The sequence below is a fragment of the Dorea sp. 210702-DFI.3.125 genome (assembly GCF_020560945.1).
In the GTDB taxonomy this organism is placed as follows: domain Bacteria; phylum Bacillota; class Clostridia; order Lachnospirales; family Lachnospiraceae; genus Dorea; species Dorea formicigenerans.
Genome location: NZ_JAJCNF010000006.1, coordinates 29370 through 54635, shown reverse-complemented (window position 1 = coordinate 54635; position 25266 = coordinate 29370). Strand labels below are relative to the sequence as shown.

At 41.1% G+C, this 25266-nt stretch carries 20 protein-coding genes; 1 reads left to right on the top strand and 19 read right to left on the bottom strand.

Annotation, left to right across the window (positions count from 1 at the left end; translation table 11 throughout):
* Positions 1–24: 24 nt before the first annotated feature.
* The 12 genes from cbiB to cbiD all read right to left on the bottom strand — a co-directional run bounded on the left by cbiB (position 25) and on the right by cbiD (position 11903).
* A complete protein-coding gene (cbiB, locus tag LI164_RS04635) occupies positions 25–960 on the bottom strand; it encodes an adenosylcobinamide-phosphate synthase CbiB (RefSeq protein WP_052302923.1) in 936 nt (311 codons plus the stop codon).
* A complete protein-coding gene (locus LI164_RS04630) occupies positions 866–1561 on the bottom strand; it encodes a histidine phosphatase family protein (RefSeq protein ID WP_052302932.1) in 696 nt (231 codons plus the stop codon). Before LI164_RS04630 ends, cbiB begins: the two co-directional genes overlap by 95 nt.
* 91 nt (positions 1562–1652) lie before the next feature.
* The gene (locus LI164_RS04625; protein ID WP_005338752.1) at positions 1653–2033 is read right to left on the bottom strand and encodes a bifunctional adenosylcobinamide kinase/adenosylcobinamide-phosphate guanylyltransferase; all 381 of its coding nucleotides are present in this window, start codon (positions 2031–2033) and stop codon (positions 1653–1655) included.
* 57 nt (positions 2034–2090) lie between these two features.
* A complete protein-coding gene (locus tag LI164_RS04620; RefSeq protein WP_005334129.1) occupies positions 2091–2909 on the bottom strand; it encodes an adenosylcobinamide-GDP ribazoletransferase in 819 nt (272 codons plus the stop codon).
* A 75-nt stretch (positions 2910–2984) separates the two neighbouring features.
* Positions 2985–3608: a bifunctional adenosylcobinamide kinase/adenosylcobinamide-phosphate guanylyltransferase gene (locus LI164_RS04615; protein ID WP_215651183.1), complete on the bottom strand. Its 624-nt coding sequence runs from the start codon at positions 3606–3608 to the stop codon at positions 2985–2987.
* 30 nt (positions 3609–3638) lie between these two features.
* Complete coding sequence (gene cobT / locus LI164_RS04610; protein WP_215651172.1) at positions 3639–4706, bottom strand: nicotinate-nucleotide--dimethylbenzimidazole phosphoribosyltransferase; 1068 nt, start codon at positions 4704–4706, stop codon at positions 3639–3641.
* Between the two features lie 62 nt (positions 4707–4768).
* Positions 4769–6187: a cobyrinate a,c-diamide synthase gene (locus LI164_RS04605; RefSeq protein WP_227086792.1), complete on the bottom strand. Its 1419-nt coding sequence runs from the start codon at positions 6185–6187 to the stop codon at positions 4769–4771.
* 42 nt (positions 6188–6229) lie between these two features.
* Complete coding sequence (cobK, locus tag LI164_RS04600) at positions 6230–8230, bottom strand: precorrin-6A reductase (protein WP_227086791.1); 2001 nt, start codon at positions 8228–8230, stop codon at positions 6230–6232.
* A complete protein-coding gene (gene cobJ / locus LI164_RS04595) occupies positions 8217–8954 on the bottom strand; it encodes a precorrin-3B C(17)-methyltransferase (protein WP_040015674.1) in 738 nt (245 codons plus the stop codon). Before cobJ ends, cobK begins: the two co-directional genes overlap by 14 nt.
* Positions 8947–10005: a cobalt-precorrin 5A hydrolase gene (locus LI164_RS04590; RefSeq protein ID WP_227086790.1), complete on the bottom strand. Its 1059-nt coding sequence runs from the start codon at positions 10003–10005 to the stop codon at positions 8947–8949. Before LI164_RS04590 ends, cobJ begins: the two co-directional genes overlap by 8 nt.
* A complete protein-coding gene (cobM, locus tag LI164_RS04585) occupies positions 10006–10767 on the bottom strand; it encodes a precorrin-4 C(11)-methyltransferase (RefSeq protein WP_168933721.1) in 762 nt (253 codons plus the stop codon).
* A complete protein-coding gene (gene cbiD / locus LI164_RS04580) occupies positions 10764–11903 on the bottom strand; it encodes a cobalt-precorrin-5B (C(1))-methyltransferase CbiD (RefSeq protein ID WP_005334142.1) in 1140 nt (379 codons plus the stop codon). The genes cobM and cbiD overlap by 4 nt, the downstream gene beginning before the upstream one ends.
* Positions 11904–12116: 213 nt before the next feature.
* Here cbiD and LI164_RS04575 point away from each other — a divergent pair, with 213 nt between their 5' ends.
* Positions 12117–12608, top strand: a complete 492-nt coding sequence (locus LI164_RS04575) for a prolyl-tRNA synthetase associated domain-containing protein (protein WP_040015675.1) — start codon at positions 12117–12119, stop codon at positions 12606–12608.
* 435 nt (positions 12609–13043) lie between these two features.
* On the opposite strand, the gene queA is transcribed toward LI164_RS04575, so the two are convergent.
* From queA to LI164_RS04540, 7 genes are all read right to left on the bottom strand, one after another.
* On the bottom strand, positions 13044–14069 hold the full coding sequence (gene queA / locus LI164_RS04570; protein ID WP_147567548.1) for a tRNA preQ1(34) S-adenosylmethionine ribosyltransferase-isomerase QueA: 1026 nt from the start codon (positions 14067–14069) through the stop codon (positions 13044–13046).
* Between the two features lie 2 nt (positions 14070–14071).
* Positions 14072–14845, bottom strand: a complete 774-nt coding sequence (locus LI164_RS04565) for an RDD family protein (protein ID WP_227086789.1) — start codon at positions 14843–14845, stop codon at positions 14072–14074.
* Positions 14826–15803, bottom strand: a complete 978-nt coding sequence (gene sppA, locus LI164_RS04560; RefSeq protein ID WP_005334150.1) for a signal peptide peptidase SppA — start codon at positions 15801–15803, stop codon at positions 14826–14828. The genes LI164_RS04565 and sppA overlap by 20 nt, the downstream gene beginning before the upstream one ends.
* Before the next feature lie 119 nt (positions 15804–15922).
* Positions 15923–16999, bottom strand: coding sequence for an ABC transporter ATP-binding protein (locus LI164_RS04555; protein ID WP_117606468.1), 1077 nt, complete (start codon positions 16997–16999; stop codon positions 15923–15925).
* 1 nt (position 17000) lies between these two features.
* Positions 17001–18065, bottom strand: coding sequence for an iron ABC transporter permease (locus LI164_RS04550; RefSeq protein ID WP_005338727.1), 1065 nt, complete (start codon positions 18063–18065; stop codon positions 17001–17003).
* Between the two features lie 33 nt (positions 18066–18098).
* Positions 18099–19304, bottom strand: coding sequence for an ABC transporter substrate-binding protein (locus LI164_RS04545; RefSeq protein ID WP_227086788.1), 1206 nt, complete (start codon positions 19302–19304; stop codon positions 18099–18101).
* Positions 19305–19315: 11 nt separating this feature from the next.
* Positions 19316–25258, bottom strand: coding sequence for an immunoglobulin domain-containing protein (locus tag LI164_RS04540; RefSeq protein WP_227086787.1), 5943 nt, complete (start codon positions 25256–25258; stop codon positions 19316–19318).
* Positions 25259–25266: the final 8 nt, after the last annotated feature.

Genomic DNA, 25266 nt, shown 5'->3' with positions numbered 1-25266 from the left:
ATTCAATGCATTGTGCCTGTTCTTTTATACTTGTACAGTAAAATACCACAAACATACCAGCACTTTCACAACTTCAAATACCACTAATGCAAGTACTGCTGTCATATACAGTAATGTGTGAGATCTGCGGATATCCTCCGGTTCAATCTCCCGGATCGCATCTCCGATCGTAGGCTTCTTGCAAAGCTTTCCAAAATACCAGGCGTCTCCGGCAAGCTGCACATCTAATGCTCCTGCTATAACGGATTCTGTCTGTGCAGAGTTGGGACTTTTATGATTATATCGATCCCTCAGGAATACTTTCTTTGCATTTTTCCAGTCCATGTGCGTAATTGCAGATGCCAGAATCATAAGCCAGGCAGATAATCTTGCCGGGATATAATTCACTACGTCATCAAATTTTGCTGCTGCCGTGCCAAAATACTGATATTTTTCATTCTTATATCCTACCATGGAATCCATGGTATTAACTGCTTTATAACCAAATCCAAGCAAAGCTCCGCCGATTACCATATAAAAAAGAGGTGCAATAACACCGTCTGACGTATTTTCTGCAACAGTTTCTACCGCAGCCTTTGTCACTCCTTCGATTGTCAGATTCTGTGTATCCCGTCCCACGATCATGGAAACGGCTTTTCTTGCCCTCGCAATATCTCCTGTCTGAATTTCCTGATAGACACGGTCACTCTCCACCTTCAGTGACTTTGTTGCAAGGATCTGATAACACATAAAGCTTTCCACTGCCAGTCCAAGATAAAAGGAAATGTGGTATGCAAGATACAGAATTCCTCCTGGAACTGCCATACTGACTGCCACCACGATTACGACTAATAATCCTCCTCCGATCCGCTCCCCCGTTTTTCCACTAGGGAATAAGCTTCTTATAATTTTTTCCACCCCTGAGATCAAATGACCGATCATTCTCACCGGATGATACAGCCACACCGGATCTCCAAACATCAGATCCAGCACAAATCCCGCCATCACCGGAAGAAACATCTGCAATAATAAGTTCATATCCTTCTCCGTTCTTCACTTGATAATCATAATAACTGCCGTCCGGCTGACCATTCTCATCTCTGGCATATCGGTCCATGATACTCATGATCGTTCCACCATGCGCCACAACTGCGACGCTCTTGATCTGATCATGTCTGCACTCCTTTATGACCTTTTCAAAACCGCGCACACATCTTTTTCTGAATTCTTCCGGATTCTCTCCTCCCGGAAATGTCATGGTCCCCCCACTGTCAATCCATGCCTGATATTCCGGGCAATCCGACAATTCTTTATAATTCTTATTTTCAAATATACCAAAATCACATTCCCTGAGTTCTTCTACTTCATAAAAGTTTTCTTTGAAAATCAATTTTGCTGTTTCCATGCAGCGCTTCATGGGACTTACATATACCCTCTGGACTTCCGGATATATATTTTTCTGAATATAACTTTCCAGTAATACAATTCCCTCCGGGCAAAGTGATTCATCCGTCCGTCCAATATATCGTTTTTTCAAATTGCCTGCCGTCATAGAATGACGAATTAAATATAGTTGTATCATTCCATTTATTTCCTCATATAAATCTGCTTCCATTTATCATAATTGGGGCTTTTGCTCCTAACATCATCCTACTTCTAGTATCAAAGATAAACTATTTGACCTGCGCCTTAATTACCGTCGGAATTCCACAGACAACTCTTATCACACTCTTTGCATCTTTCGCCAGCTCTGTGCAGATGCGCCCTGTAGTTTCCCGTACTTCTCTGAGAAATGGGTCCATCGGCACGATTCCATATCCAATCTCGTCCGTCACTAAAATCAAATCTGGATTTTTCTCCTTCAACTGCTTCGCCAGTTCGGAAATATCTTCTCCTTCCGAGAGCAATCGTTCTATATATTTATGAAAATGAAAAATTCCCCTGTACTGAAAGATTGCTTCTTTTTCGCACTGCTCTCCGTCTGTCCAGCGCACATCCGGAAACGTCTCCTTTGCATAGGCAAGTTTTCCCTGATATGCTCCTCCTATAATCATGATCATCTCTTTTCACATGCCTCGTCTTTCTCTGCGTATATCCTATTGACCTCGCATCTACTTTAATAACAATAAAATCTGTTCCATCACTACAACTGCCAACGCCATCAGAATTTCACACATTTGTAGGAAATACCCTGCCAGATCTCCGGTGACCCCGCCGAATTTGCTGATACACATGTGATGATAATACCAGAATACAAGAAGTGCCATAATCACCGCTGCTGCCCCGGACCATTTCCCCACCACAATCATGAGTGCACTAAGTACGATCAAATATATCATGAGCGTTCTTCGATTCACTCTTTTTTCCGCACTTTCTGAAAATGTTGCCACAAGCCCCTGTCCTTTTTTTCTCGCCTGTGGAAAACAGATAACCGAAAGTCCACTCAATGTACGCGACAGCATAAAGCTAATGGCGATTACTTTCGCTGCATGAGCTGTAAGCATAGAATAAATCCCCGCGTACGCTAAAAAATATACGCTGCAGGAAATAATTGCAAATGCTCCGGCATGAGAATCTTTTAAAATCTCCAGTCTGCGTTCCATCGGCTGATAGGAACTTAAAGCATCCTGTGTATCCAAAAAACCATCCAGATGAATTCCGCCAGTAATAAAGATGGGAATCAGCACTAATAAAATCGTCAAAAAAAGATTACTACTGCCTGGTATTCCAGAAGATAACGTTTCCTGCCTGTCAGCCAGCCAGCCTCCTGCCTGATAGACAACCCATGACGCCAGACCGATAACAGCACCCACCCACGGAAAAAAACACATCGCAAGCGACATATTTTCATCTGTCCATTCACTTTGTGGCATGGGAATCTTGCTGTACATAGAAAATGCAATTTTAAAACTATTCCACATTTTTTTCATACTACTTTGTAACCTTCCTATTTCTATATCCCATCATAGTTGGGACTTTTGCTCCAACATCATTTTACTATTCGCTCATTTTATCTTAATCGGGATTCCATAGACAACTTCTGTTACCTGATCTGCCATTTTTCCAAGCTCCTGATTAATCTTTCCGAGAAGTCCGATATATTTTTTTGTTTCTTCTGAATAATCCTGCAGATCACTATGCACTTCGTTCGTCACAATCGCCAATCGCTCCGTCTGTGTGTTCAAATAACGGATTCCTTCTACAATCGTCTCCAGAACCACTTCATCCTCTGCAAGACTTCCATCTTCCTGATATAGCACATCCGCCAGTAAATTGGAAACGCACTCTAACAGAATTCCTCCTATTTTAGCATTCTCCTGATTTTTTTCGTTCCTACAAGTTTTATTGATATCTAAGATACTTTTACTTCTCTTCCACCTTTGGATAGAATCATCAAGCGTCCTCAAATCTCCATAACACTCCAGCGTCTGAAATCCTTTTCCGGCGCGCATCTGTCTGTGGCGTTCAATCTTCTTTTGTGTCTCTGCACCAAATGGACGCATGGTCGCAATATACAGATATGGGCATATCGCTTTTTTTTCTTCGCTTTTCTCCGGTTTTCCGGTCAGCCACATTTCCGCATAGGCAGATTTTCCACTTCCACTGCCCCCGGTTATTACATGCATCATCATTTTATCCCCAGACTTTCTTTGAATATTCTATTTATCTCCTAATTCTTCATAATCGTCAATGTGAATATCGGAAAATGTACTCATTTTCTCATATACAGCCAATGCCATATCCAGTACCGGAAGAAATGCAACAGCTCCTGTCCCTTCTCCAAGACACATATCACAAGTCATAGATGCTTCCCTCCCAAGTGCCTTAAGAAGAATATGCATTCCCGGCTCTTTGGACACATGAGACACAATGATATATTCTCTGACTTTATTGCACATTTGCACTGCTGCAAGTGCCGCTACCGCTGAGATGAAACCATCCATAATTACCGGAACGTGGTAATACGCTCCGCCCAGATAAATTCCAACAAGTCCGGCAAGATCAAATCCTCCTACCTTTGAAAGTACATCTACCGGATCATCTGCATTTGGCTCATTTTTTGCAATGGCTGTTTTGATAGCACATATCTTTCTTCTAAGACCAGCACTGTCAAGTCCGGCTCCTCTCCCGGTCATTGTCTCCACTGATTCATCTAAAAGGACACTCGCCACTGCACTGCTGGTCGTTGTATTACCGATTCCCATCTCTCCGGTCGCAAGTATCTGATATCCTGCTTCTTTTTTCTCTTTCATAAGATGCACTCCTGTCAGGATTGCCTGAAGCGCCTCTTCTCTTGTCATTGCAGGCTCTTTCACCATATTCTTTGTTCCATAAGCAACTTTATAATTCGGTACTCTTGTATCACGAACCATACCAATGTCTATCGGAAACAGATCTACCTCTGCACTCTGACACATAATCGCGGCGCTGGTAGCTCCTTCCAGAAAATTCTCTGCTACAATTGCAGTTACTTCCTGTCCGGTCTGTGTCACACCTTCTTCCACGACACCATTATCTGCACACATAGCTATCAGTGCACGATTCTTAAGTTCAACCTCGGCATTTCCAGTAATTCCGGCAATCCGGATAATATGCTCTTCCAGCTTTCCAAGGCTATGTAATGGCTTTGCGATAGAATTCCATTTCTTCCGGGCAGTTTCCATAGCCACATTGTCCAGATTTTCGATTCCATCTATAATAATTCCAAGTTCCTCTTCCCTTGTCATCTATTAATAACCTCCTGCTTCTTAGCTTCCTATCCCTCTTGTCTGTCCTGACATCATGCCTGTTAATCTTTTTCTTTATATCTTCTGCACGCACCCGCAAATGCTTCTGCAACTTGTGGGTTTCCCATATAATGAATATGTGGATATCCTGCCAATATTGTATCTGTACTGATCATACACTCCCATCCCCTCGTGGACATCGGTTTTTTCGCTGTAAATGCATGACCACATTCTTCTGATTCGTAATAATGAAATTCATGTGCTGTAATGTTTCCAACATTATGACCAAAAACTGTCCCTTTGGATAATATAATATATCCAAACCTTCTCAGTTTTTCTGTCTTATAGCTTTTTCCCAAAAGCGCTCCGGCCATATCATATATTTTCCCGTCAGAACCTTCCATCCGTTCCTGCAGATACATAAATCCTCCACATTCAGCAATACATGGTACTCCCAACGTTACTGCATGGCAGATACTTTCACGCATAGAATCATTTTCACTTAATTCTTTCGCATACAGCTCCGGATACCCTCCATAAAGAACAATTCCCTGTATATTCTCAGGCAGGCTTCTGTCATGTATTGGTGAAAATGTGACAATTTCTGCTCCCAATTTTTTTAAAATCTCCAGATTATCCGGATAGATAAAACAAAATGCTTCATCATGTGCAACTGCAATTCGAATCCCTTTTTGCAAAGTGTCTGATAAGTTCAAAAGATGCTCTTTGACTTGTGTATCTTCCTGCATTGCTGATACATTCCGGGCAAGTTCTAATACTCCGTCCAAATCTACGGTATCTTCCATCACCCTTGCCAGATGTTCCAGCTTTTCATCGATTTTCTCTACTTCTTCCGGAATCTGCAAACCCAGATATCTGCTTTCCAGAACACATTCTGATACAACCGGAACATATCCATATACGCGGACTTTTAACTGTTCTTCTATCATCTGCTTCATCCTTGCATACATCATCGGGGAGATACGGTTTAAAATCACGCCCTTGATATGATGTTCTGTTTCATATTCCAAAAATCCTTTTACAACTGCAACTGCAGAGACAGAGACTCCTTTGCAATCTAAAATCAATATAGCTGGTGTATCTGTTGTATCTGCCACATCCCATGCGCTGGCTTCTTTTGAAATTCCGGCAATTCCATCATAATATCCCATCACACCTTCCAGAACACAGATATCTCTGTTCTTTCCATGAGAAAGAAGTGATTGTCTCACTCCTGTTCTTTTGCACATAAAGGTATCCAGATTGTAACTGTCGATTCCAAGCACTTTCCGGTGGAACATCGGGTCGATATAATCTGGTCCACATTTAAATGCAGCACAATTAAGACCACGATTTTTCAGAGCCTTTAATATTCCACATGTAATCATCGTTTTTCCGCTTCCACTGGATGCGGCTGTCAATAATAATCTTGGAATTGCATTACTATTTCTGTTATTGTCTTTATCATCTATGGGCTGCATATTTTTTCTGTTTAACTCCTTGTTCAAAGTCCGGCCGTATAATTAATCTAATTCAAAACTTACAACATAAATCGGATTCTGTCCTGTCATCATATGATAACTTCCAACTACTTTAGATTTTGCAATATTGACCTGCACGATTTCATCATTTTTAATCGGATATTTTCTGCAATATTCCAGAGTCTGCGCCAATGTCTCCAGTGAAATAGCATTTAATACCACTCTTGCCTGTGGATTCTTTTTCCTGATAAGCTCCAGAATCTCTTCCAGCCGTCCTTTACTTCCTCCGATAAATACACAGTCTGGTGCCGGAAGATCTTTTAATATTTCCGGCGCACTGCCTTCAATAACTTTTATGTTGCTCACTGCAAATTTTCTGGCATTTTCCTCAATAAGACCAGCTGCCTCCGGATTGATTTCCACTGCATAAACCTGTCCGTCTTCTGCCTGAATTGCAGATTCCACAGATACAGATCCGGTTCCCGCCCCGATATCATATATAATATCCGACTTTCTGATCTTCATTTTTGAAAGACTGATGGATCGCACTTCCTCTTTTGTCATTGGAACATCTCCACGGATAAATTCTTCATCATTCATTCCATGAGTCACCGCATTTTCTCCACCATATGGATTGGCAATGAGCACCGCTGCAAGATTGTCTCCATCATAATCCAGGAATTCTGACACATTTCCTTTTAAAATCTGCTCTCCCTCATAAGTAAGCTCTGCCCCGACTACCATGTTACAATCCCCAAGTCTGGCATCGATCAAAGTTTTTGCAAGCTTACGGACATCTGCTGCAGAACCTGTCAGTGTAAACGTATACTTATTATTTTTCACAGCTGCAAGAAGATTTTCCTCTCGTCCATGAATGCTGACAAGTTTTATGTCTTCCCATGGAATCTGAAGTTTTGCACACAAACTGGAAACTGTAGAAATTCCCGGTAAAATCTCTGTCTTTACACGCTCAGGCTCACCACTTTTTTTCAGCCTGTCACGGATCGTTAAAATCAATTTCTTTGCACCACTGTAAAAGCCAGGATCTCCTGACAGTACAACTACTATATTTTCATCTTGTGGATGACTGAAAATATAATCCGTAATTTCCTCCGGTTTGTAAGCTGCAAATGTCTGCTGTCCTTCTTTTACAACAGATTTTAACATACGTGATGCACCAATCAGTACATCGGCTTCCTCACATGCCTTTTTAACTTCCACAGTCATTGAACCTTCTGTTCCCATTCCGATTCCTGCAAGCGTCACTTTTTGCATTGTTTTGAAATGATACTCTTCTTTTAACAGATCAATGATTTCTTCGTAAGTATATCCGGACTCTTCTTTCTGACGGCCCAGAACGATGATTTTCACACCAGCCTTTTTCGCTGCATTATATTTTTGCAGGAACCCGCCAATATTTCCCGAATCCTTTGTCACCATATAAGAAATGTCATAGCTCTTCATAATTGCATAATTCATTTCCACCGAAAATGGTCCCTGCATACAGATCAGATTCTTTCCGGTAAACCCAAGCTGTTCACACTTATGTGCCACTTTCGCTGTTGAAAGCACTCTCGCATAAACACGTTTTTTGTAATCTGTGAGATTCTGAAAAGCTGCCAGTTCTTTACTTCCTGTCGTTGCCAGAATATTTCCTGTCGTCTGCTCCAGATATTCAATTGCCTCTTCCATGCTATCCACATAAATGCAATCTGACTTTTCAGCTCCTGTATCCCTTAAAATCCTCAAATATGGAACTCCGGCTTTTTCACATGCATTTTGCAGGTTTTCTGTCACTTCTATCGCATAAGGGTGAGTCGCATCCACTACATATGAAGGATGATATTCATTGATAAATTCTATCATCTGATTTTCATCCATCCGTTCATGTGTTGTTGTAATATTACTTCCCTCTGGCAGCAGACTCTCTCCATATTCTGTTGCCACGCAGACATGAACACTGACTTCCCTTTTTACTAAAAATTCTGCCAGCCGTCTTCCTTCTGTTGTTCCTGCATATATTAAAATTTTATTTTCTGTCATATCGATATCCCCTTGGTGTAACCATTTTATCTTTAATTATTTTTGTCATTTTATTCCCTATATAAACGGTAGAAAACATATCTACCTCGGTATTTCGTAGCTCTTTCAGTGTCAGTATGTTCATACTTTCTTCTTCTCTTGCAATATTTCTCACAATACCGCATATAATACTTTCTTCTTTGTACTCAAGCAAAATATCACAAGCCCTTGCAAGATAATCTTTTCTCTTTTTGCTGGAAGGATTATATAAAGCAATCAGAAAATCCGCCTGTGCTGCCGCCCGAAGTCTCTTTTCAATCAGTTCCCACGGTGTCAGAAGATCACTTAAACTGATCATACAGCAATCGTGTCCAAGAGGTGCACCAAGCACTGCTGCTCCCCCCATTGCTGCTGTCACACCCGGAAGAACCTCGATCTCGACTTCCGGATATTCTTCTCCGATTTCATACATGAGTCCTGCCATTCCGTAAATCCCGGAATCACCACTGCACACCATAGCTGTCACACGCCCTTTTTTTGCCTCTTCAAATGCCAGTCGGCATCGCTCCGGCTCCTTTCTCATCGGCGTTGTCATAAATTCCTTTTCCGGAAAATATTTTTTCATAAGATCTACATATACTGTATACCCGACAATCACATCACAGCCCTTTAGCGCTTCCACCGCTGCAACCGTCATCTGCTCATAAGCACCAGGTCCCATTCCAATCACATATACTTTATTCAAAATCCACACTCCATTTCTCCACTGCCACAGCAACTGTCACTCCTTCATGCGCTGTCTTGTGTACCAGAATTTTCTCCCCTCCGGCACACATAGCACTTCTTTCACACACATTATCAACACCTGTGGTCTGTTTTACAAATTCAGATCCTGTAAATGTCCCTTCTGCCTGTTCCAGCTCTTCTTTCGAAAATGTCTGAAACGGTATGTCATATTTTTCACAGTATGTACATAGTCCAGGCTCTTCCTTCTTTAAATCAATGCTTGCTGCAAGTTTCACTGCTTCCGGAAAAATCCCATAATCCTCAAGCACCTGTGTTACATGCTTTTCAATCTTTTCAGCATCAGTTCCTTTCTTACAGCCAATCCCTAAAACCACAGCTTTAGGAATCAAATACAACACCTGTGTTCCGCTTCCTGCAGGTGCATCGTTTTTACAGATTCCTATGTGAATCTTTAAAGCCCTTGAATCACATCTGTCTGACTCATGTATGAATTTTAATTCTTTTGGAATCTGTCCTATGACAGAGCATTCTGGTTCTATCTCTGCTAAAACTTGTTTGCCAGCCAAAATATCTGCAGATACGAGTTTTGCCAGTTTCATATCTTCTATATATAATCTATTTTTCTTTGCAAATATGTCAACCGCCCACTTCTGATTCAAATCTGTTGCTGTTGTGATCACGGCCTCCATGGAAAGCATTTGACTGAGTTTTTCTGCAAGTTCATTGGCACCTCCAATGTGTCCGGACAAGATTGGAATACAGTATTTTCCAAGCTCATCTATAACCAGTACAGCCGGGTCTTCTTTTTTGGACACTACAAATGATGCAACTGCCCGAACTGCAATTCCTGCTGCACCTACATAGATCAAAACATCAGATACTTTCCAATGTTCTCCGGTCCATTCTTTCAGGCTTCCCTCATAAGAATCTGCCTCTTCTTTACATTTGACATTCTCTGCTACAAGCCAGTCTTCTGCCGACAAAGCTTTCCTGACTTTTCCAGCCGTCTTTCTTCCGTTTGCAGTAAAGCTCAGAATTGCAGCTTTCATCTAAGAATCACTTCCTTTCCGGAATTCAGTTGTGAATCCCGGATCATACAACTTTGACCGTTCATAATGGCTGTGAGTCACTACATTTCCCACAAGGATCAGTGCAGTCTTTGTAATCTGATGTTTCCTTGCTGTCTCCACAAGTGTATCTATCGTACATACATATGCCTCTTCCTCCGGCCATGTTGCTTTGTACACAATTGCTGCCGGCGTATCTGGTGCATATCCTCCGGCAAGCAGTTCTTTTACCAGCTTTTCCAAAAGTCCTGTACTTAAGAAAAGAACCATCGTTGCACCATGTGCAGCAAAACTCATGATCTTTTCCCGCTCAGGAACCGGAGTCCTTCCTTCCGTTCGTGTAATAATAACACTCTGTGACACCTCCGGAAGAGTATATTCCAGATTCAGTGCTGCCGCCGCTCCACAAAATGAGCTGACTCCAGGGCAGGAATCATAATCAATTCCTTTTTCATCAAGAATGTCCATCTGCTCACGGATTGCACCGTAAAGACAAGGATCACCCGTATGAAGTCGTACGGTCATCTTATCTTCTTTTTCTGACTTTATCATAACCTCTATGACTTCTTCCAGTGTCATATAGGCACTATTATAAACTTCGCAGCCTTCCTTTGCATATTCCAGCAGTCCTTTATTGACCAGTGATCCAGCATAAATGATTACATCTGCTTCTTTAAGATATCGTTGTCCTCTTACCGTAATCAAATCGACCGCTCCCGGTCCTGCTCCTACAAAATGTATCATTGATTTTCTTCCTCCCACAAATGCATCAAAGTATCTACCTTACTTGTTTTTCCCAAAATTCCATACACATTTGAATATAAAATTGCCCCAACAGGCATCTGATCTGCCATGCGGTATTCCATATATTTTTCAATGGATCTCATGATTTGCCCGATTGTAGCTTCTCGCTCTTCTTCACTTAAAAGTGCAAGCGCATCATCGGTCGTCACGCAATCCAGAACCGCTCTGGCACGATCTGCGGAAAATCCAGCCCGTAGCATTGCCGTTGCCAAAAGATCCATACGGCAGTCTGCCCATCTGGAATGCGTATTCATCACTCCACCTGATACTTTGATCAGCTTTCCGATATGTCCGGCAAGTACAAGCCCTTGAAACTTACAATCTGCTGCCATATCCATGCTCTGCCCTATATAATTACTGCATTTTACTACATCTTTATCCTGAATTCCATATGCTTCCCGCAGAAAATCCAGCCCATAATTTCCTGGCGCCATAATGAGATAGTTCTTTCCCCCTGCACGCCTGACCTTCATCTCTAATTCAATCGTATCAAGCAGAGCCTGTTCACTCATCGGCTCCACGATTCCACTTGTTCCCAAAACAGAAATACCGCCTTCAATTCCAAGTCTCGGATTAAATGTTTTCTTTGCCAGTTCTACTCCCTGCGGAATGGATATCTCTATTTTAATTCCGCCGTCGTACCCATACATTTCACACGCCTCTTCGACTTCTCTTAAAATCATCTGTCTCGGCACTCGATTAATTGCAGCATTTCCTACAGGCTGATCCAATCCGGGCTTCGTCACCCTGCCGACTCCAATGCCTCCGTCCAGGACTATACCAGATTTTATTCTGCTTACTTTACTGTATACTAAAATTCCATTTGTAATATCTGGATCATCTCCACTGTCTTTTCGTACTGCGCAGGAAACAGATTCTATATCCGGATTACTTTTATTATATTTATTAAATTCTTTTTGAGCCTCAGCGATCTTCAGTGTCAACACTTCTTTTCCTGGTAAAGACACTGTGACCTGATCTACGCTGACATTTCCAAGAAGCATTGTGACCGCGGCCTTTGTTGCTGCCTGTGCACACGTTCCTGTGGTATATCCTCTTCGGAGTTTTTTCGTCATAGTTTTTACCCTTCCAGTCTGAAATTCTTGAATTCATCATCGTTCGCTCTCTTCATTCTACCTATCTGTGTGAAGGTTGTCAAATCATTTGCCACTTCCATCTATTGTCTTTTTCTTTCAAGATTTTTATTGATGCCAGACTTTTCAATATCCGCGTGCCGAAATCTACATTCTGTGATACAATAAAGCAAGCAAAGAAAGGAGCCATTTTTTATGTCAGAACAAAAGCAGCGCGTCTATGACGCCTTAAACAAGCTCGGAATTAAATATGAAGTCGTAGAACACGAACCCGTACACACAATGGAAGACATGGACCGCCTCGGTCTTCCTGAGAAAGGAACTCTGTGCAAGAACCTGTTTCTCAGAGATGCAAAAGGAAAACGTCATTTTCTCATTACCTGTGATGAAAATGCTAAAGTAGACTTAAAGTCTCTTGGCAGACAGCTCGGTGCCGGAAACTTAAGCTTTGCCTCAGAAGAACGTCTCGAAAAATATCTCGGGCTCAAACAGGGAAGCGTATCTCCATTCGGTCTCATGAATGATACCGACCATGCAGTCGAATTTTTTATTGATAAAAACTTAAGCAAATGCAAAAGTCTGGGAATTCATCCGCTTGAGAACACAGCAACTGTATTCCTCTCCTTTAAAGATCTGGATAAGTTCCTGTGGAATCTTGATGTGGATGTGATGAAGATTAAATTATAACCAATAGGCAAAACGATATGAGGTTATCTTTCACTGGTAACCTCATTATGTCATATTATTTAACGTTAATTTAACGATTCAAATTTGTTTTTATATTTACATATTGTATTATCAAATTACATATGCTATAATGCCAATAGGCAAAACGATATGAGGTTATCTTTCATTGGTAACCAAAAAGCTGAAGGTGTGTCAGACCTTCAGCTTTTTTATTCCTACTTTTGGCAATGGGAAGGCTTAACCCCACAGGCTAGTTGCCCTCTACTTATCCCCGTCTAACCATTTGTTGATGCGGTGGCAAACCACACCAGCCACAACAGTGATAATAAACGATATGAGTACTTCTTTCACTGGCAACACCCCCTTTCTACGCTATATAGAGGGTAGCAACAGTGTTATTATATCATGTTTCATCCAATATTTATAGTATTATTTTTATACAATCAACATGGCGTCTCCGAAAGAAAAGAAACGATATCTTTCCTGTACTGCTTCTTCATATGCTGCCAATACGTGTTCTCTTCCTGCCAGTGCTGATACTAACATAATCAGTGTTGACTCCGGCAGATGGAAGTTCGTGATCAATCCATCTAAAATCTTGAATTTATATCCCGGATAGATAAAAATCTCTGTCCAGCCACTTGTCGGTTTCAAATGTCCGGTCTCGTCCGCTGCCGATTCAATGGTTCTGCAGCTTGTCGTTCCAACACAGATAACTCTGTGACCGGAATCTTTTGCGCGGTTGATCTTCTCAGCTGCTTCTTCGTCAACCTGATAGAACTCAGAATGCATATGATGATCTGTAATCTCATCTACCTTTACAGGACGGAATGTTCCAAGTCCTACATGAAGTGTCACTCTCGCAATGTCAATGCCTTTTTCTTCTATCTCTTTTAATAATTCCGGTGTAAAATGAAGTCCCGCTGTCGGTGCCGCTGCGGATCCGGTATGCTTTGCATAAACAGTCTGATAACGATTCTTATCTTCCAACTGATGTGTAATATACGGAGGCAGCGGCATCTGTCCGAGCTGGTCTAAAATCTCTTCAAAAATTCCTTCATATTCAAACTTCACCAGACGATTTCCTTCTTCTACGATTCCAACGACCTCTCCAACAAGAATACCTTCTCCAAATACGATTCTTGTTCCAACTTTTGCCTTCTTACCGGGCTTTACCAGTGTCTCCCAGATATTATTCTCTTTTCTCTTTAATAATAAAATCTCAATCTTTGCTCCGGTTCCTTCCTTCGCTCCAATCAGTCTTGCCGGAATAACCTTGGTATCATTGATGACAAGACAGTCTCCTTCTTTCAGATATCCTGTAATTTCTTTAAATATATGATGTGAAGTAGCTCCCGTCTCCTTGTCAAGGACAAGAAGTCTGGAACTGGAACGATCCTCAAGCGGATCCTGCGCGATTAATTCCTCTGGCAGATCATAATAAAAGTCCTGACGTTTCATGATTATAAATCCCCTTCCTGTATGTTTTCTTCTATACTATCTTCTACTTCTTCTTTATTTTCTTTTATTTCTGTTACATTTTCACCTGTAGTCCCGGTTGTTTTTTCAGATTCAGCTTGTGTAAACTCCTTTTTCACTTGCCCGGCATCACTCACGAAACTATATCCTCCATCTGGCACCGCTCTATACGGTTGTCCTGGCTGTGACTGACTCTGCACTTGCACATTTTTCTGTACATAATTCTGTGTCTGCACTGGTTCTCGCGGCTGTACAGACATCTGCGGTCCTGCCGCACTCTGATACTCTGGATACATTTTCACTTTTTTCTCATAGACAACTCTTGTGTCACAGAGCATATCGTGAAAGCCCCGTTTTTCCTTATCAATTCCCACAATAATATATCCAATCCAGATAGATATTCCACATAAGAATCTTCCGACAGTCTCCCGGTATAACACATCCACAAATGAAAGTTTTTCATTTCTGTCAGCAGATACTACCCTAAGATTCATCAGTCGTTTTCCAATCGTCGTTCCAGTACACCATGTCAATAAAGCAAAATACATGACTTTGAAAATATACAACACAATATCTTTTAATGAATAATGAAACAATACATTTTCATCCAATATTGTACCACTGATCAGCGCTCCGATTCCGATCCATGCAAGACGCACAACGAAAAGTCCAATTGCCACAATGACGCTGTCTATCACATATGCTGCTAAACGCACCCAGAACCCAGCATAATTCTCATTACTGTAACTGTTCTGCATAATACATCAGCACCCCGCTTTCCTTCTCTTCGGCAGTTTCCTTTAATATCTGTGCCTCAGATTTTGGAACAAGCTTTTCTGCTTTACTAAATATTGCTGCCAATATGCTTTCCTCACTGCTCGGTGTATAGAACTCGTCTACTCCAAGCTCCGAAGCCATCTGATTCATTACATCCTGGTAAGTTGCGATCTCATCAATAAGCCCATTCGCTTTTGCCTGTTTTGCAGTGTAAGTGCGTCCGTCTGCCAATGCTTTTACCTGGTCTGCCGACATATCTCTTCCGTCCGCAACAATATTTACGAACTCCTGATAACACTCATCGACCTGTGACTGGTAAATTGCGACCTGCTCGTCTGTCAGCTTGGAACTGTCCTTGTTCACACCACTTGTAATACTGACATAACGAATTCCAAGTTTCTCATAAAGTCCGCTCATATCATACCCTGACATAATGACGCCGATAGATCCTGTAACCGTATTCTTATTCGCATAAATCTTATCTCCGGTTACAGACGTCATGTACCCGCCAGAAGCTGCATAATGCGCCATATAAGTCCAGATTGGACGGCCTGTCGTCTCTTTATATTCTATCAGCTTGTCATGAAGTTCTTCCGACTCATAGACCGCTCCGCCTGGAGAATCCACATACAGCAGAATCCCTTTATTATCTGAATCGTCCATAAGATTGTCAATATAATCCATCGTTGTATTGTGCTGATATCCAGACGATGTATCCAGTACACTGCTCTGCGTCTGCTCCTGAATCGTCCCCACTACATTCACAACTCCAATATAATCATCTGCCGGCGGATCAAATTCCAGTTCTCCAGCCAGCATCGTTGTCACATCTTCTGCCATTGTATTTGCAGATAAAGTATTCGTCAATACGCTTGTAACACCTGTCACAATAAATACAGCCCCAGCCACAACCAGACCGATTATCTGTTTGTTCTTCATCTTTTTTCTCCTTTAAGTTCTAAATCTCCATAGCTTTTTTATTGTAACATATGAAGGATTGTTTTTCAAAAAATAATACATTTAACGCGTAGTAAACCTCGAATTTACTACGCGTCCTGCTATTTTGCTAACTTTATTAATTCTTCGATTCTTTTATTACATTCTCCCACCGGCACATCTGTTACAATAACTCTCTTACACTTTTTCATCACTTCAACTGCTCTTGCAAATGTCTCATCACTAATCTGCCGGAATGGTTCTTCTGTAATCACTTCCACTGCCAGAAGTCTTGCAAGCTGATAGTCAATATCATTCTTGTAGAGGATTCCTGCTGCAAATGGAATGTGTTCTTTCTGTAACTGTCGATAAATTGGGATTCCGCTTCCTCCGGACGAAATCACAAATACCTCTGGTTCTCCTTCTATCTTCGGAAGCTCTATGCTTCCAAATACCGGATCAAAAGAACCATTGTCAATTTCATAAAGACTGCGGATTGTATCTTCCTTAAATACCTCTTCTGGCTTTCCATAATGTGCAATGGTATCTCCCTTCACACAGATAATCTTATCCGACACTTTCTGTGCAAGATCAATCTCATGCAGCGACATAATGACTGTAATATGCTTTTTTCTTGCCATACGTTCCAATATTGCAAGTAATTCTAATTTATATCGTACATCTAAAAAAGATGTCGGCTCATCCAGCACAATAATCTCCGGCTCCTGACAGATTGCTCTTGCAAGAAGAACTCTCTGTTTTTGTCCATCACTAATAGCGTTAAAATCGCGGTTTCCCAGATCTTCTGCATGAACTGCCTTCATTGCCTCATCTACGATTTGTTCATCTTCCGGCGTCAGTATTCCAAGCCGCCCTGTATATGGGTAACGCCCTGTTGCCACAATTTCATGACAGGTCATAAGCTCCGTTTTAATACGTTCTGTCAAAACAACAGCCATATTGGAAGAAAGTTCTTTATAAGACATTTCCTGAAGCGACGTGTCATCGAAGAACACCTTTCCTCCAATTAATTTCAATTGTTTTGTAATGCTCTTTAAAATTGTAGATTTACCGGATCCATTTGGTCCAATGAGCGTTACAATTTCACCTTTATCAATACCAATATTAATGTCATGGATCAGTGTCTTTCCCTGGTATCCAACAGCCATATCATCCATTTTAAAATAATAATCTGCCATGTTACATTCTTCCTTTCTCGCGCTTCACCATCATATAGATGACAATCGGTGCACCAAGTATCGATGTGACTGTACTGATATTCAGCTCCACCGGTGCCAGTGCCATACGAGCGATCAGATCACAGATCATACAGAATACAGCCCCTATAAAAAATGTACCCGGTATCACCACAATCGGTTTTGATGTTCCGAACGCTTTTCTCGTAAGAAATGGAACTGCAATTCCCACAAAAGAAATTGGTCCGGCAAATGCAGTCACACACGCGGAAAGAATACTTGACAGTAATATAATAACAACTCGGAATACTTTAATATTCACTCCCATACTCTGTGCATATGCTTCTCCAAGCTGATATGCACTGATTGGTTTTGACAGTAAAAATGTACACACTGCCGCAATTCCAACTACAACTACAGCTACTTTTATATTTCCCCAGCTCATACCGGAAAAACTTCCCTGTGACCAGCCATGAAGATTTACAATATCAGAATCATCTGCAAATGTCACCACAAAATCTGTAATTGCGGAACAGATATATCCAATCATGATTCCTCCTACCAAAAGGGATGCCATATGATGAATCTTCTTTGACATCAAAAGAATGAATCCCGTCGATATCAACGAACCGATAAATGCTGCCACTACTAATGTGTAAGATGAAAAATGTCCTACATATTTTAAAAATACAATCATAGTCAGTGCGACAGCCATCTTCGCTCCGGAAGAAATTCCAAGTACAAACGGTCCTGCGATCGGATTTGAGAAAAATGTCTGTAATAAGAAACCGGACAGAGACAATGCTCCGCCCAGTAATGCTGCCATGAGGATACGCGGCAGACGTATCTTCCATATGATACTGTACTCTACCGCCTCTCCATCATGTAAAAATAATATTCTCAAAATCTTCGGCACAGAAATATGTACATTTCCCGTATTAATATTCAGCACTGTAATGACAAAAAATGCTGCGATCATACACACAAATACAAATGTATATCTGGATCTTTTTCTGAAATTTTCAGTATGAAAACTTAACTGTTCCTGCTTTGTTTCCTTATTTTGCATATTTCTCCACCAGTTTCTTTTATTTTTTGATCTTTATTTCATCTTTTCAAGAAATGTCATCTGACTGGCATCACCATCTGTCAGCATCAGATGAATATCTGAAATCAGTTCTCCAACTGTGTCTGTCGCCTGATATAAGTTCTTACCAGTATACCATACATTTCCATCTTTGACAGCTTTAAACTCTGTAAACAGATTGCTCTTGGCTTCCAGATCACCAAGACTACTCACCTGCCCGTCAATGGTTCCGTTGTAAATAAGATAATCTGCATCTACTGCCGTTGCATAGAATTCTTCCATCGTCAGTTTTACAGATGGCGCATTCCCCTCAGAATTCTTCAGATCCTTGAACACATATCTTCCACCGGCAATCTCAATCATAGTCGGAATGTAGTCATCGGATTTGCGAACAACCACAGAACCGTCTGTATTGATATAAAAATATGCCACTGTCTTCTCTGTATTCTTAAAATCCTTCAGATCTTCGATCACCTTTGCCTGGTCATCAAAAAATGCTTCTGCCTCTTTTTCTTTATTCAACATTGCTCCATAGACTTTGACCCACTCTGTTCTTCCAAGTGGATGAGACTCATAACTGGAATAATCTACAAATACTGGGATATCAAGGTCTTCAATCATCTCCTGCACCTTCGGTGAGTGAAGGATCATCGTAGATTCTACTGCCAGTTTGCAATCTCCATCTACAATCTTCTCATAATCCGGTTCACTGTATTTTCCTGCAAATGTCATAGCTCCGGATTCCATTGCTTTCTTCGCACTTTCTATATACCAGCCGGAAGCCTCTAAACCAGAAAATTTCACAGTATCAATTGCATCTAATGCATCAAATAATGACATGATTGCTGTAGCAGCCATATAAATATTCTGAACCGGCTGATTGATGACAACAATATCACTGTCCAGTCCCTCCGGAGCCTCTTTGCCTTCCGGAACGATCAGATACTGACGTCCCTCATGAACATCAATCAGCTTATATCCATCTTTATAATAAAATACATCGAATTCCTGCGCATACGTCAGATCCATCGCAGACTCATACGTCAGCCCGTCAATTTGAGGGGCTTCTGCTTTTTTTGAATCGCTATTATCTGAGGATGTCTGAGCCGATGAATTCGTACTGTCACTGTTTTCTTTACCGCTTTTCGCAGAGCCACAGCCCATAACCATAAGGGCTGTAGCAAGCAAAAGCGCTGTTATTTTATATATTTTTTTCTTCATGTTCTTTTCCTTTATTCTTCTGTCTGAACTCTTGCCTGGGCAATTGCATCATCACCGGCGTCCTTGACTGCCTGATCAAATAATGTATTCATCTGATCCTCACATCCAAAAAGTACACCGTAGACTTTGATCCACTCATATTTAGCCAGATCTGTCTGCTCATCCTCAGAACGGTCTACGATAACCGGAATTCCAAGTAATGCAAATTTCTCAGTCATCTGCTGGAAGCGCTCTGTCTGCTCCTTTACCGTCAATTTTTTCTGATTTTCAGATTTGTCTTCAGATTTCTTCTTTGATTTTTCATTTGTCTTTTTATCTGATTTCTTTTCTGATTTCTTTTCTGTTTTCTTCTCAGACTTATCATCTGATTTCTTTGTAGATTTCTTGTCAGATTTGTCAGTCTTTTTCTCATCAGATTTTTTATCTGTATCCTTGGAATCTTCTTTGTCCTGATTCTCCTCAAGATCTTTGATATCTGCCTCTTTTGGAAGAATATCTGAAGAAAGAAGTGCAAGATTCGTCTCCTGTTTTACAAGTGTCTTGAAGTCTGGCTCCTCTTCTTTTCCGCCATAAACAACCTGTGCCTTGTCTTCTCCATCTTTCTTCTCCATCTTTTCTGCAACAGAATCAACTTTACAATCTTTTTTCTTATCCCCAATTGCTGCAATATTGTCTGTAAGTCCAAGCTCATCCATCTTCTCGAGAATTGCTTCTGTAGATGTATAAGTCTTATCTGTCGGCATCTGCACTACAATCATATCCTGGTCAAGACCGACTGGGACTTCAACTCCTTCTGGAACAAGAAGATATTTCACAACATTTCCTTTATAAAGCTCTGCTGCCAGTTCCTCTTCACTGATACCATTCAGATTTTCTTCACCATCTTCTGAAATTCCTGCAGCAGCTGCATCTTCTTCTACTGCATTCTCAGATTTTACATTCTTGGAATCTGTACTTTGATTTAATTCTGTATCTTTTGCTGCATCTTCACTTTCACCAGTCTCATTTTCTGCGTTGATGGCTTCTGCTGCAAGCTTCTCCGGATCATTTGCAGTTCCTTTTGTCATATCAATCTCAAGAAGTGTAATTCCCTGATCATAATGATAAATCTTGAAATATTCTGCATAATCAAGCTGTGTCTCTGACTGATATTCCAGTCCCATAATCTCAGGAGCCTTTTCATCTAACTTCTTGCTTGCATTTACACCACCTAATGTTGTACCATTTCCTGCGGCAGCCAGGTAAACAAAAATTGTATACTCAATCTCATGTGCGACTGACATTTTATCTGTCATACCCAGAATCTTATTATTCTGATTTAAGGCAACTGGAATCGTTACTGTAGCAGTTCCGCCGCCTTTTGTTGTATAATATGTATTTCCATTTGCTTTTACATATTGATAATGATCACTGTCAAATACCAGTGTTGCATATGCCTGACCATTCTTAATGGTAATCTTATTACAATAAATCTTAACCTTTCCTGTACCACCTGACCATGTAAAACGATCCGGTGTATACACACCATCTGCCAGTGTTGTAGAGCTGTTTACCTGACTCGTTGCACCGCTCGTATCGGCTTCATACTTAGATTCATTCTCTGCTTTTCCATCATTCGGCTTCAAGACAGATCCGTTATTGCCACTATTGTTATTACCATTGTTTCCGTTATTGCCACTGTTGTTGCCATTATTGTTGTTATTTCCATTGTTGTCATCGCTGATATCACCGATTTTCTTCACTGTCTCTGACTTGAATGTAAGGATTCTGTCATACCAGATTGCATTTTTTATAGAATATGCCGCTACATCTATTCCTTTATCCAAAGCTTCCACTGGAATGGTATAAGTATATTTTCCATTACTGTCTGCTACAAATGGAATCCAGCTAGACTGGTCTGCCGCTGCCGCTTCTTCCTTGGTTCCCATATACAGATATCCATATCCTGTTCCACTCAGTGTCAGCACTGCGCTCATCTTTCCATCTTTTGATGTTAATTTGCAGTCTACCACACGGAACATAGATGCACTGGATTCTACGTCAATACTGTAAATACCATTTTCCAAAACAGGGACATCGCCAATCTTTTCCAGGCTGTTGGAATCAAATGTAAGCATTCTGTCATACCATTGCTGTCTATTATGTGAAAATGCTGCTACTGCGATTTTTTTGTCCAACGTCTCTATCGGCACTGTATAAGTATATTTTCCCTCTTTGTCTACTACATATGGAATCCAGGCAGACTTGTCCGTCTCTGCGGCTTTTGCTCCGGTTCCCATATACAGATAATCATATCCGGTTCCGCTCAGTGTCAGCACTGCACTCATCTTTCCGTTCTTGACGGTCAGTTTACAATCTATTACATTGAACATGGATGAACTGGAAGTTACATTATTCACTTTATAAATTCCGTCTGCAGGAACTACTATTCCCGGGTCTGGATCCGGATCTGGTGTCGGAAGTTCTCCTGTCTTCTCAAGAATTCCATTAATAAATGCTCTTGAATCTTTTGTTGACCACTGACCTGTCTTTGCTGAACGTACGGAATAACTAAATTCTTTTCCAAGTTCTGATACAGGCATTGTAAATGTAAAACTCTTATATCCGCTTGCAATATCCGAACGATCTTTAGGTACAATTGCATTTGCTTCCTTTACTTCGTCAGAATCTGACGGATTACCAATATAAAGTCTGTCATAAGATCCGGCCTGTGTTACCCATGTAACAGTTGCTGTATCTCCACTTATAGAAACACTGCTTTCTCTTTCAAAGTTCAGACTGTATACATTTGTTGTCGGATAAGCAGAACCATAAATGTCATACACACCTTCTGCTGTTGTATTTGCTTTGTTCTCAAGATTTGGAACATTGATGAACAAGTCTCTTGCCCATGTGAACCAGGATTCATTTCCCGGTGTGACTGCAATATTCATCCCCTGTTTTTCAGCAGATACATCAAATGTAAATGTTGTCACATCTTTCTCTGAATCATAAGTTCCTGTGTAGACCGGTGTCTTGTTCTTATCAGCCTGTACTCCAAGATAGATTTTCGTCCACTTATTTCCTTTTACATCCAATGTCATACGGATCTTATCGCCACGCAACACTGCTTTCGAAGAAACAATCGCAAGTTCATTAGATACAGTACCAGTACCACCGGCAATGGTCTTTACTTCATCTGTGGCAGTTGGAAGACTCTCAATTCCTTCATCCGGAATATAAATCCAGAGATCCTTATCTGACCAGGTTCCATCCAGTTTCCCTACCGTAAGTGGCAGTACTTTCCCTTTATCTGATGCAGATACTGGGAATGTAAATGTATATCCTCCCTCTTCTAACTTCGTTCCTGTAATAACAGGATTCTTAATTGTATCCTCTTTATATCCCAGATAAATTTTATCATAGGACACATTCTTGGTCGAAAATGTAATATTCAGATTATCCCCGTCTTCCAAAACTTTTGATTCATTTACCTCAAACATCTTATATGGAGTTCCATTATCCTTTACGACCTGAACCTGACTGCCTGTCACTGTCGGCGCGGACGGGTTTTCTACCTTCGCAATATCAGAAGTCACAGTTGTTCCGTTAGAATCGGAAATTACACAGCGGTACTGTCCGGCTTTATCTGCTGCCATCTGGAATGTATATGTATCAGTCTTTGCACTGATATCATCACAGTCTGCCCAACTTGTTCCATCTGCACTGTGCTGCCACTGATAACTTAATGTGACATTCTCATCACCTTTTGCTGTAACAGAGAGAGTTACCTGTGTATTATTCTTTGCAGCTATATCCTTCGGCTGTGATTGGATCACAATCTCTGTCTGCTTTTTGAAATCATCCAGAGCCGGAAGTTTCAATGCAAGAGAACTAGATGTACTAAACTTTTGTGTTCTTCCATTTCTCGGTACAAAATGTACTTCTCCTCCCGCCATTGAACTCGGTACTTCAAAAGTAAACTTCTCCAAATCCTTTTCTGTATCTACCACTCCCATAACCAGCGGAGTCTTTTCTTCATCGTCTTTGCTTCCGATATAAATTGCATCATAGGTAAAACTTCCACTGCTTGCACGTTGTACCCAGATTGATACCTGAATCTTATCCCCTGCAATCTTTGCCTCTGACTCAGCAATGTTAAACATTTTATATATTTGCCCCGGATTCTTCTCACTATCACTGGCGTAAATAGCAGAAATTTTTCCTGTTGCTACATATCCTTCTTTTTCACTGAGTTTCTCAAATACTACTTCTGCAACATCAGAAACAGCCTCTGTACCTGTGTTATCTTTCACAACACAACGATACTGTCCGGCAAGCTTCTCTTCCATTGTAAATGTGTAATTTGCTGTAACTGCACTAAGATCACTGCAATTTGTCCATGTTGTTCCATCAGTACTGTACTGCCACTGGTAACTAAGTGTAGTTCCTTCTTCTCCGGAAGCATCTACAAAAAGAGATACTTTATCTCCCGCTTTCGCAGTTGTCTCTGAAGCCGGCTGCGTTTTAATTGTAACTACCGTCTGCTTTTTAAAATCATCTAAAGCCGGAAGTTTCAATGCAAGAGAACTAGATGTACTAAACTTTTGTGTTCTTCCATTTCTCGGTACAAAATGTACTTCTCCTCCCGCCATTGAACTCGGTACTTCAAAAGTAAACTTCTCCAAATCCTTTTCTGTATCTACCACTCCCATAACCAGCGGAGTCTTTTCTTCATCGTCTTTGCTTCCGATATAAATTGCATCATAGGTAAAACTTCCACTGCTTGCACGTTGTACCCAGATTGATACCTGAATCTTATCCCCTGCAATCTTTGCCTCTGACTCAGCAATGTTAAACATGGGATATGCCTGACCCGGTTTCTTTGTATCGTCACTTGCAAAGATGGCCTGAATTCCATCCTTTGCTGCATAAGCATTATCATTGGAACTATCACTGCCAGTATTTCCACCCTGGTTTCCACCATTTCCACTGTCATCTTTTCCATCTTCCCCAGATGCCGCAACTGTTACATCTGCTGCTTCTGACGTGACTTCTCCAGAAGCATTCTTTACTACGCAGTGGTATTTTCCAGCCAGTTCTGCTTTCATCTGGAAACTATAATTTGCACTCTTGGCACTTTCCTCTATACAATCTGTCCAGTTCGTTCCATCTGTACTGTACTGCCACTGATAAGTGCAGTCCGTTCCATCTGCCTCTACAGACAGGTTCACCTGCTTCCCTGCTTTTACCGCTGCAGACTGCGGCTCGGAAGTAATCACAGGTGCTCCAGGATCCGGAATACTCATCCAGAGATAATTATCGCTCCAAGTTCCTTCATCATAATGTCCAACTGATATTGGAATCCAACTGTTTTTCTTAGATAATGGAACTTCTATTGTAAATTTATAATTAGATCCATTATCTGTTCCTTTTATAACAGGATTCTTAGTCTCATCCGTCTGTGGTCCGAGGTAAATTGCATCAAATACTTTTTTTGCACCTGTGTGGAAGGTAATCTTCATTTTATCTTCCTCCACTGTTACCTGTGCATCCTCAGTCGGGAACATTTTATAAATATTCCCATCATTTTTCAGCACTTTTACACCATTAATAGCTGCTGTCGGCTGAACCGGAGTCACTGCTTCCTGCGTTGCTATCTCATTTGTCTGAGCGTTCTGTGCTTCCTGCTGACCACCTGTCCCATCTGCCGGGGCACCAGTATTTTCTTTCTCCTGTGAAGCTTCCGGTTGTGCAGGTGTCGCATTTTCTTCTGCTTTTACTTCTTCTTTGCTTTCCTCTTTTGCAGGCGCACTTTCCTGTACATTTTCTGACTCACCAGACGTATCTTCCACCTGCTGTACAATCTCTGCCACATCCTGGTCTTCTGCATATACATTGGTATACGACAACGGTGTTGCCACCATAGATGCCACAAGTACTCCAGCTAAAAAGCTTGCACTTTTTCTCTTCATCTTTTCCT

What these genes read in the sequence shown, in the direction of transcription:
- LI164_RS04565 (WP_227086789.1), bottom strand. Translation starts at nt 14,845, where the DNA reads ATGCAGAACAGTTACAGTAATGAGAATTATGCTGGGTTCTGGGTGCGT.
- cbiD (WP_005334142.1), bottom strand. Translation starts at nt 11,903, where the DNA reads ATGACGAAAAAACTCCGAAGAGGATATACCACAGGAACGTGTGCACAG.
- LI164_RS04620 (WP_005334129.1), bottom strand. Translation starts at nt 2,909, where the DNA reads ATGAAAAAAATGTGGAATAGTTTTAAAATTGCATTTTCTATGTACAGC.
- LI164_RS04625 (WP_005338752.1), bottom strand. Translation starts at nt 2,033, where the DNA reads ATGATTATAGGAGGAGCATATCAGGGAAAACTTGCCTATGCAAAGGAG.
- LI164_RS04615 (WP_215651183.1), bottom strand. Translation starts at nt 3,608, where the DNA reads ATGATGCATGTAATAACCGGGGGCAGTGGAAGTGGAAAATCTGCCTAT.
- sppA (WP_005334150.1), bottom strand. Translation starts at nt 15,803, where the DNA reads ATGAAGAACAAACAGATAATCGGTCTGGTTGTGGCTGGGGCTGTATTT.
- LI164_RS04575 (WP_040015675.1), top strand. Translation starts at nt 12,117, where the DNA reads ATGTCAGAACAAAAGCAGCGCGTCTATGACGCCTTAAACAAGCTCGGA.
- cobT (WP_215651172.1), bottom strand. Translation starts at nt 4,706, where the DNA reads ATGACAAGGGAAGAGGAACTTGGAATTATTATAGATGGAATCGAAAAT.
- cobK (WP_227086791.1), bottom strand. Translation starts at nt 8,230, where the DNA reads ATGACAGAAAATAAAATTTTAATATATGCAGGAACAACAGAAGGAAGA.
- LI164_RS04550 (WP_005338727.1), bottom strand. Translation starts at nt 18,065, where the DNA reads ATGCAAAATAAGGAAACAAAGCAGGAACAGTTAAGTTTTCATACTGAA.
- LI164_RS04605 (WP_227086792.1), bottom strand. Translation starts at nt 6,187, where the DNA reads ATGCAGCCCATAGATGATAAAGACAATAACAGAAATAGTAATGCAATT.
- LI164_RS04555 (WP_117606468.1), bottom strand. Translation starts at nt 16,999, where the DNA reads ATGGCAGATTATTATTTTAAAATGGATGATATGGCTGTTGGATACCAG.
- cbiB (WP_052302923.1), bottom strand. Translation starts at nt 960, where the DNA reads ATGTTTGGAGATCCGGTGTGGCTGTATCATCCGGTGAGAATGATCGGT.
- LI164_RS04630 (WP_052302932.1), bottom strand. Translation starts at nt 1,561, where the DNA reads ATGATACAACTATATTTAATTCGTCATTCTATGACGGCAGGCAATTTG.
- LI164_RS04590 (WP_227086790.1), bottom strand. Translation starts at nt 10,005, where the DNA reads ATGAAAGCTGCAATTCTGAGCTTTACTGCAAACGGAAGAAAGACGGCT.
- LI164_RS04545 (WP_227086788.1), bottom strand. Translation starts at nt 19,304, where the DNA reads ATGAAGAAAAAAATATATAAAATAACAGCGCTTTTGCTTGCTACAGCC.
- queA (WP_147567548.1), bottom strand. Translation starts at nt 14,069, where the DNA reads ATGAAACGTCAGGACTTTTATTATGATCTGCCAGAGGAATTAATCGCG.
- cobM (WP_168933721.1), bottom strand. Translation starts at nt 10,767, where the DNA reads ATGATACATTTTGTAGGAGCAGGACCGGGAGCGGTCGATTTGATTACG.
- LI164_RS04540 (WP_227086787.1), bottom strand. Translation starts at nt 25,258, where the DNA reads ATGAAGAGAAAAAGTGCAAGCTTTTTAGCTGGAGTACTTGTGGCATCT.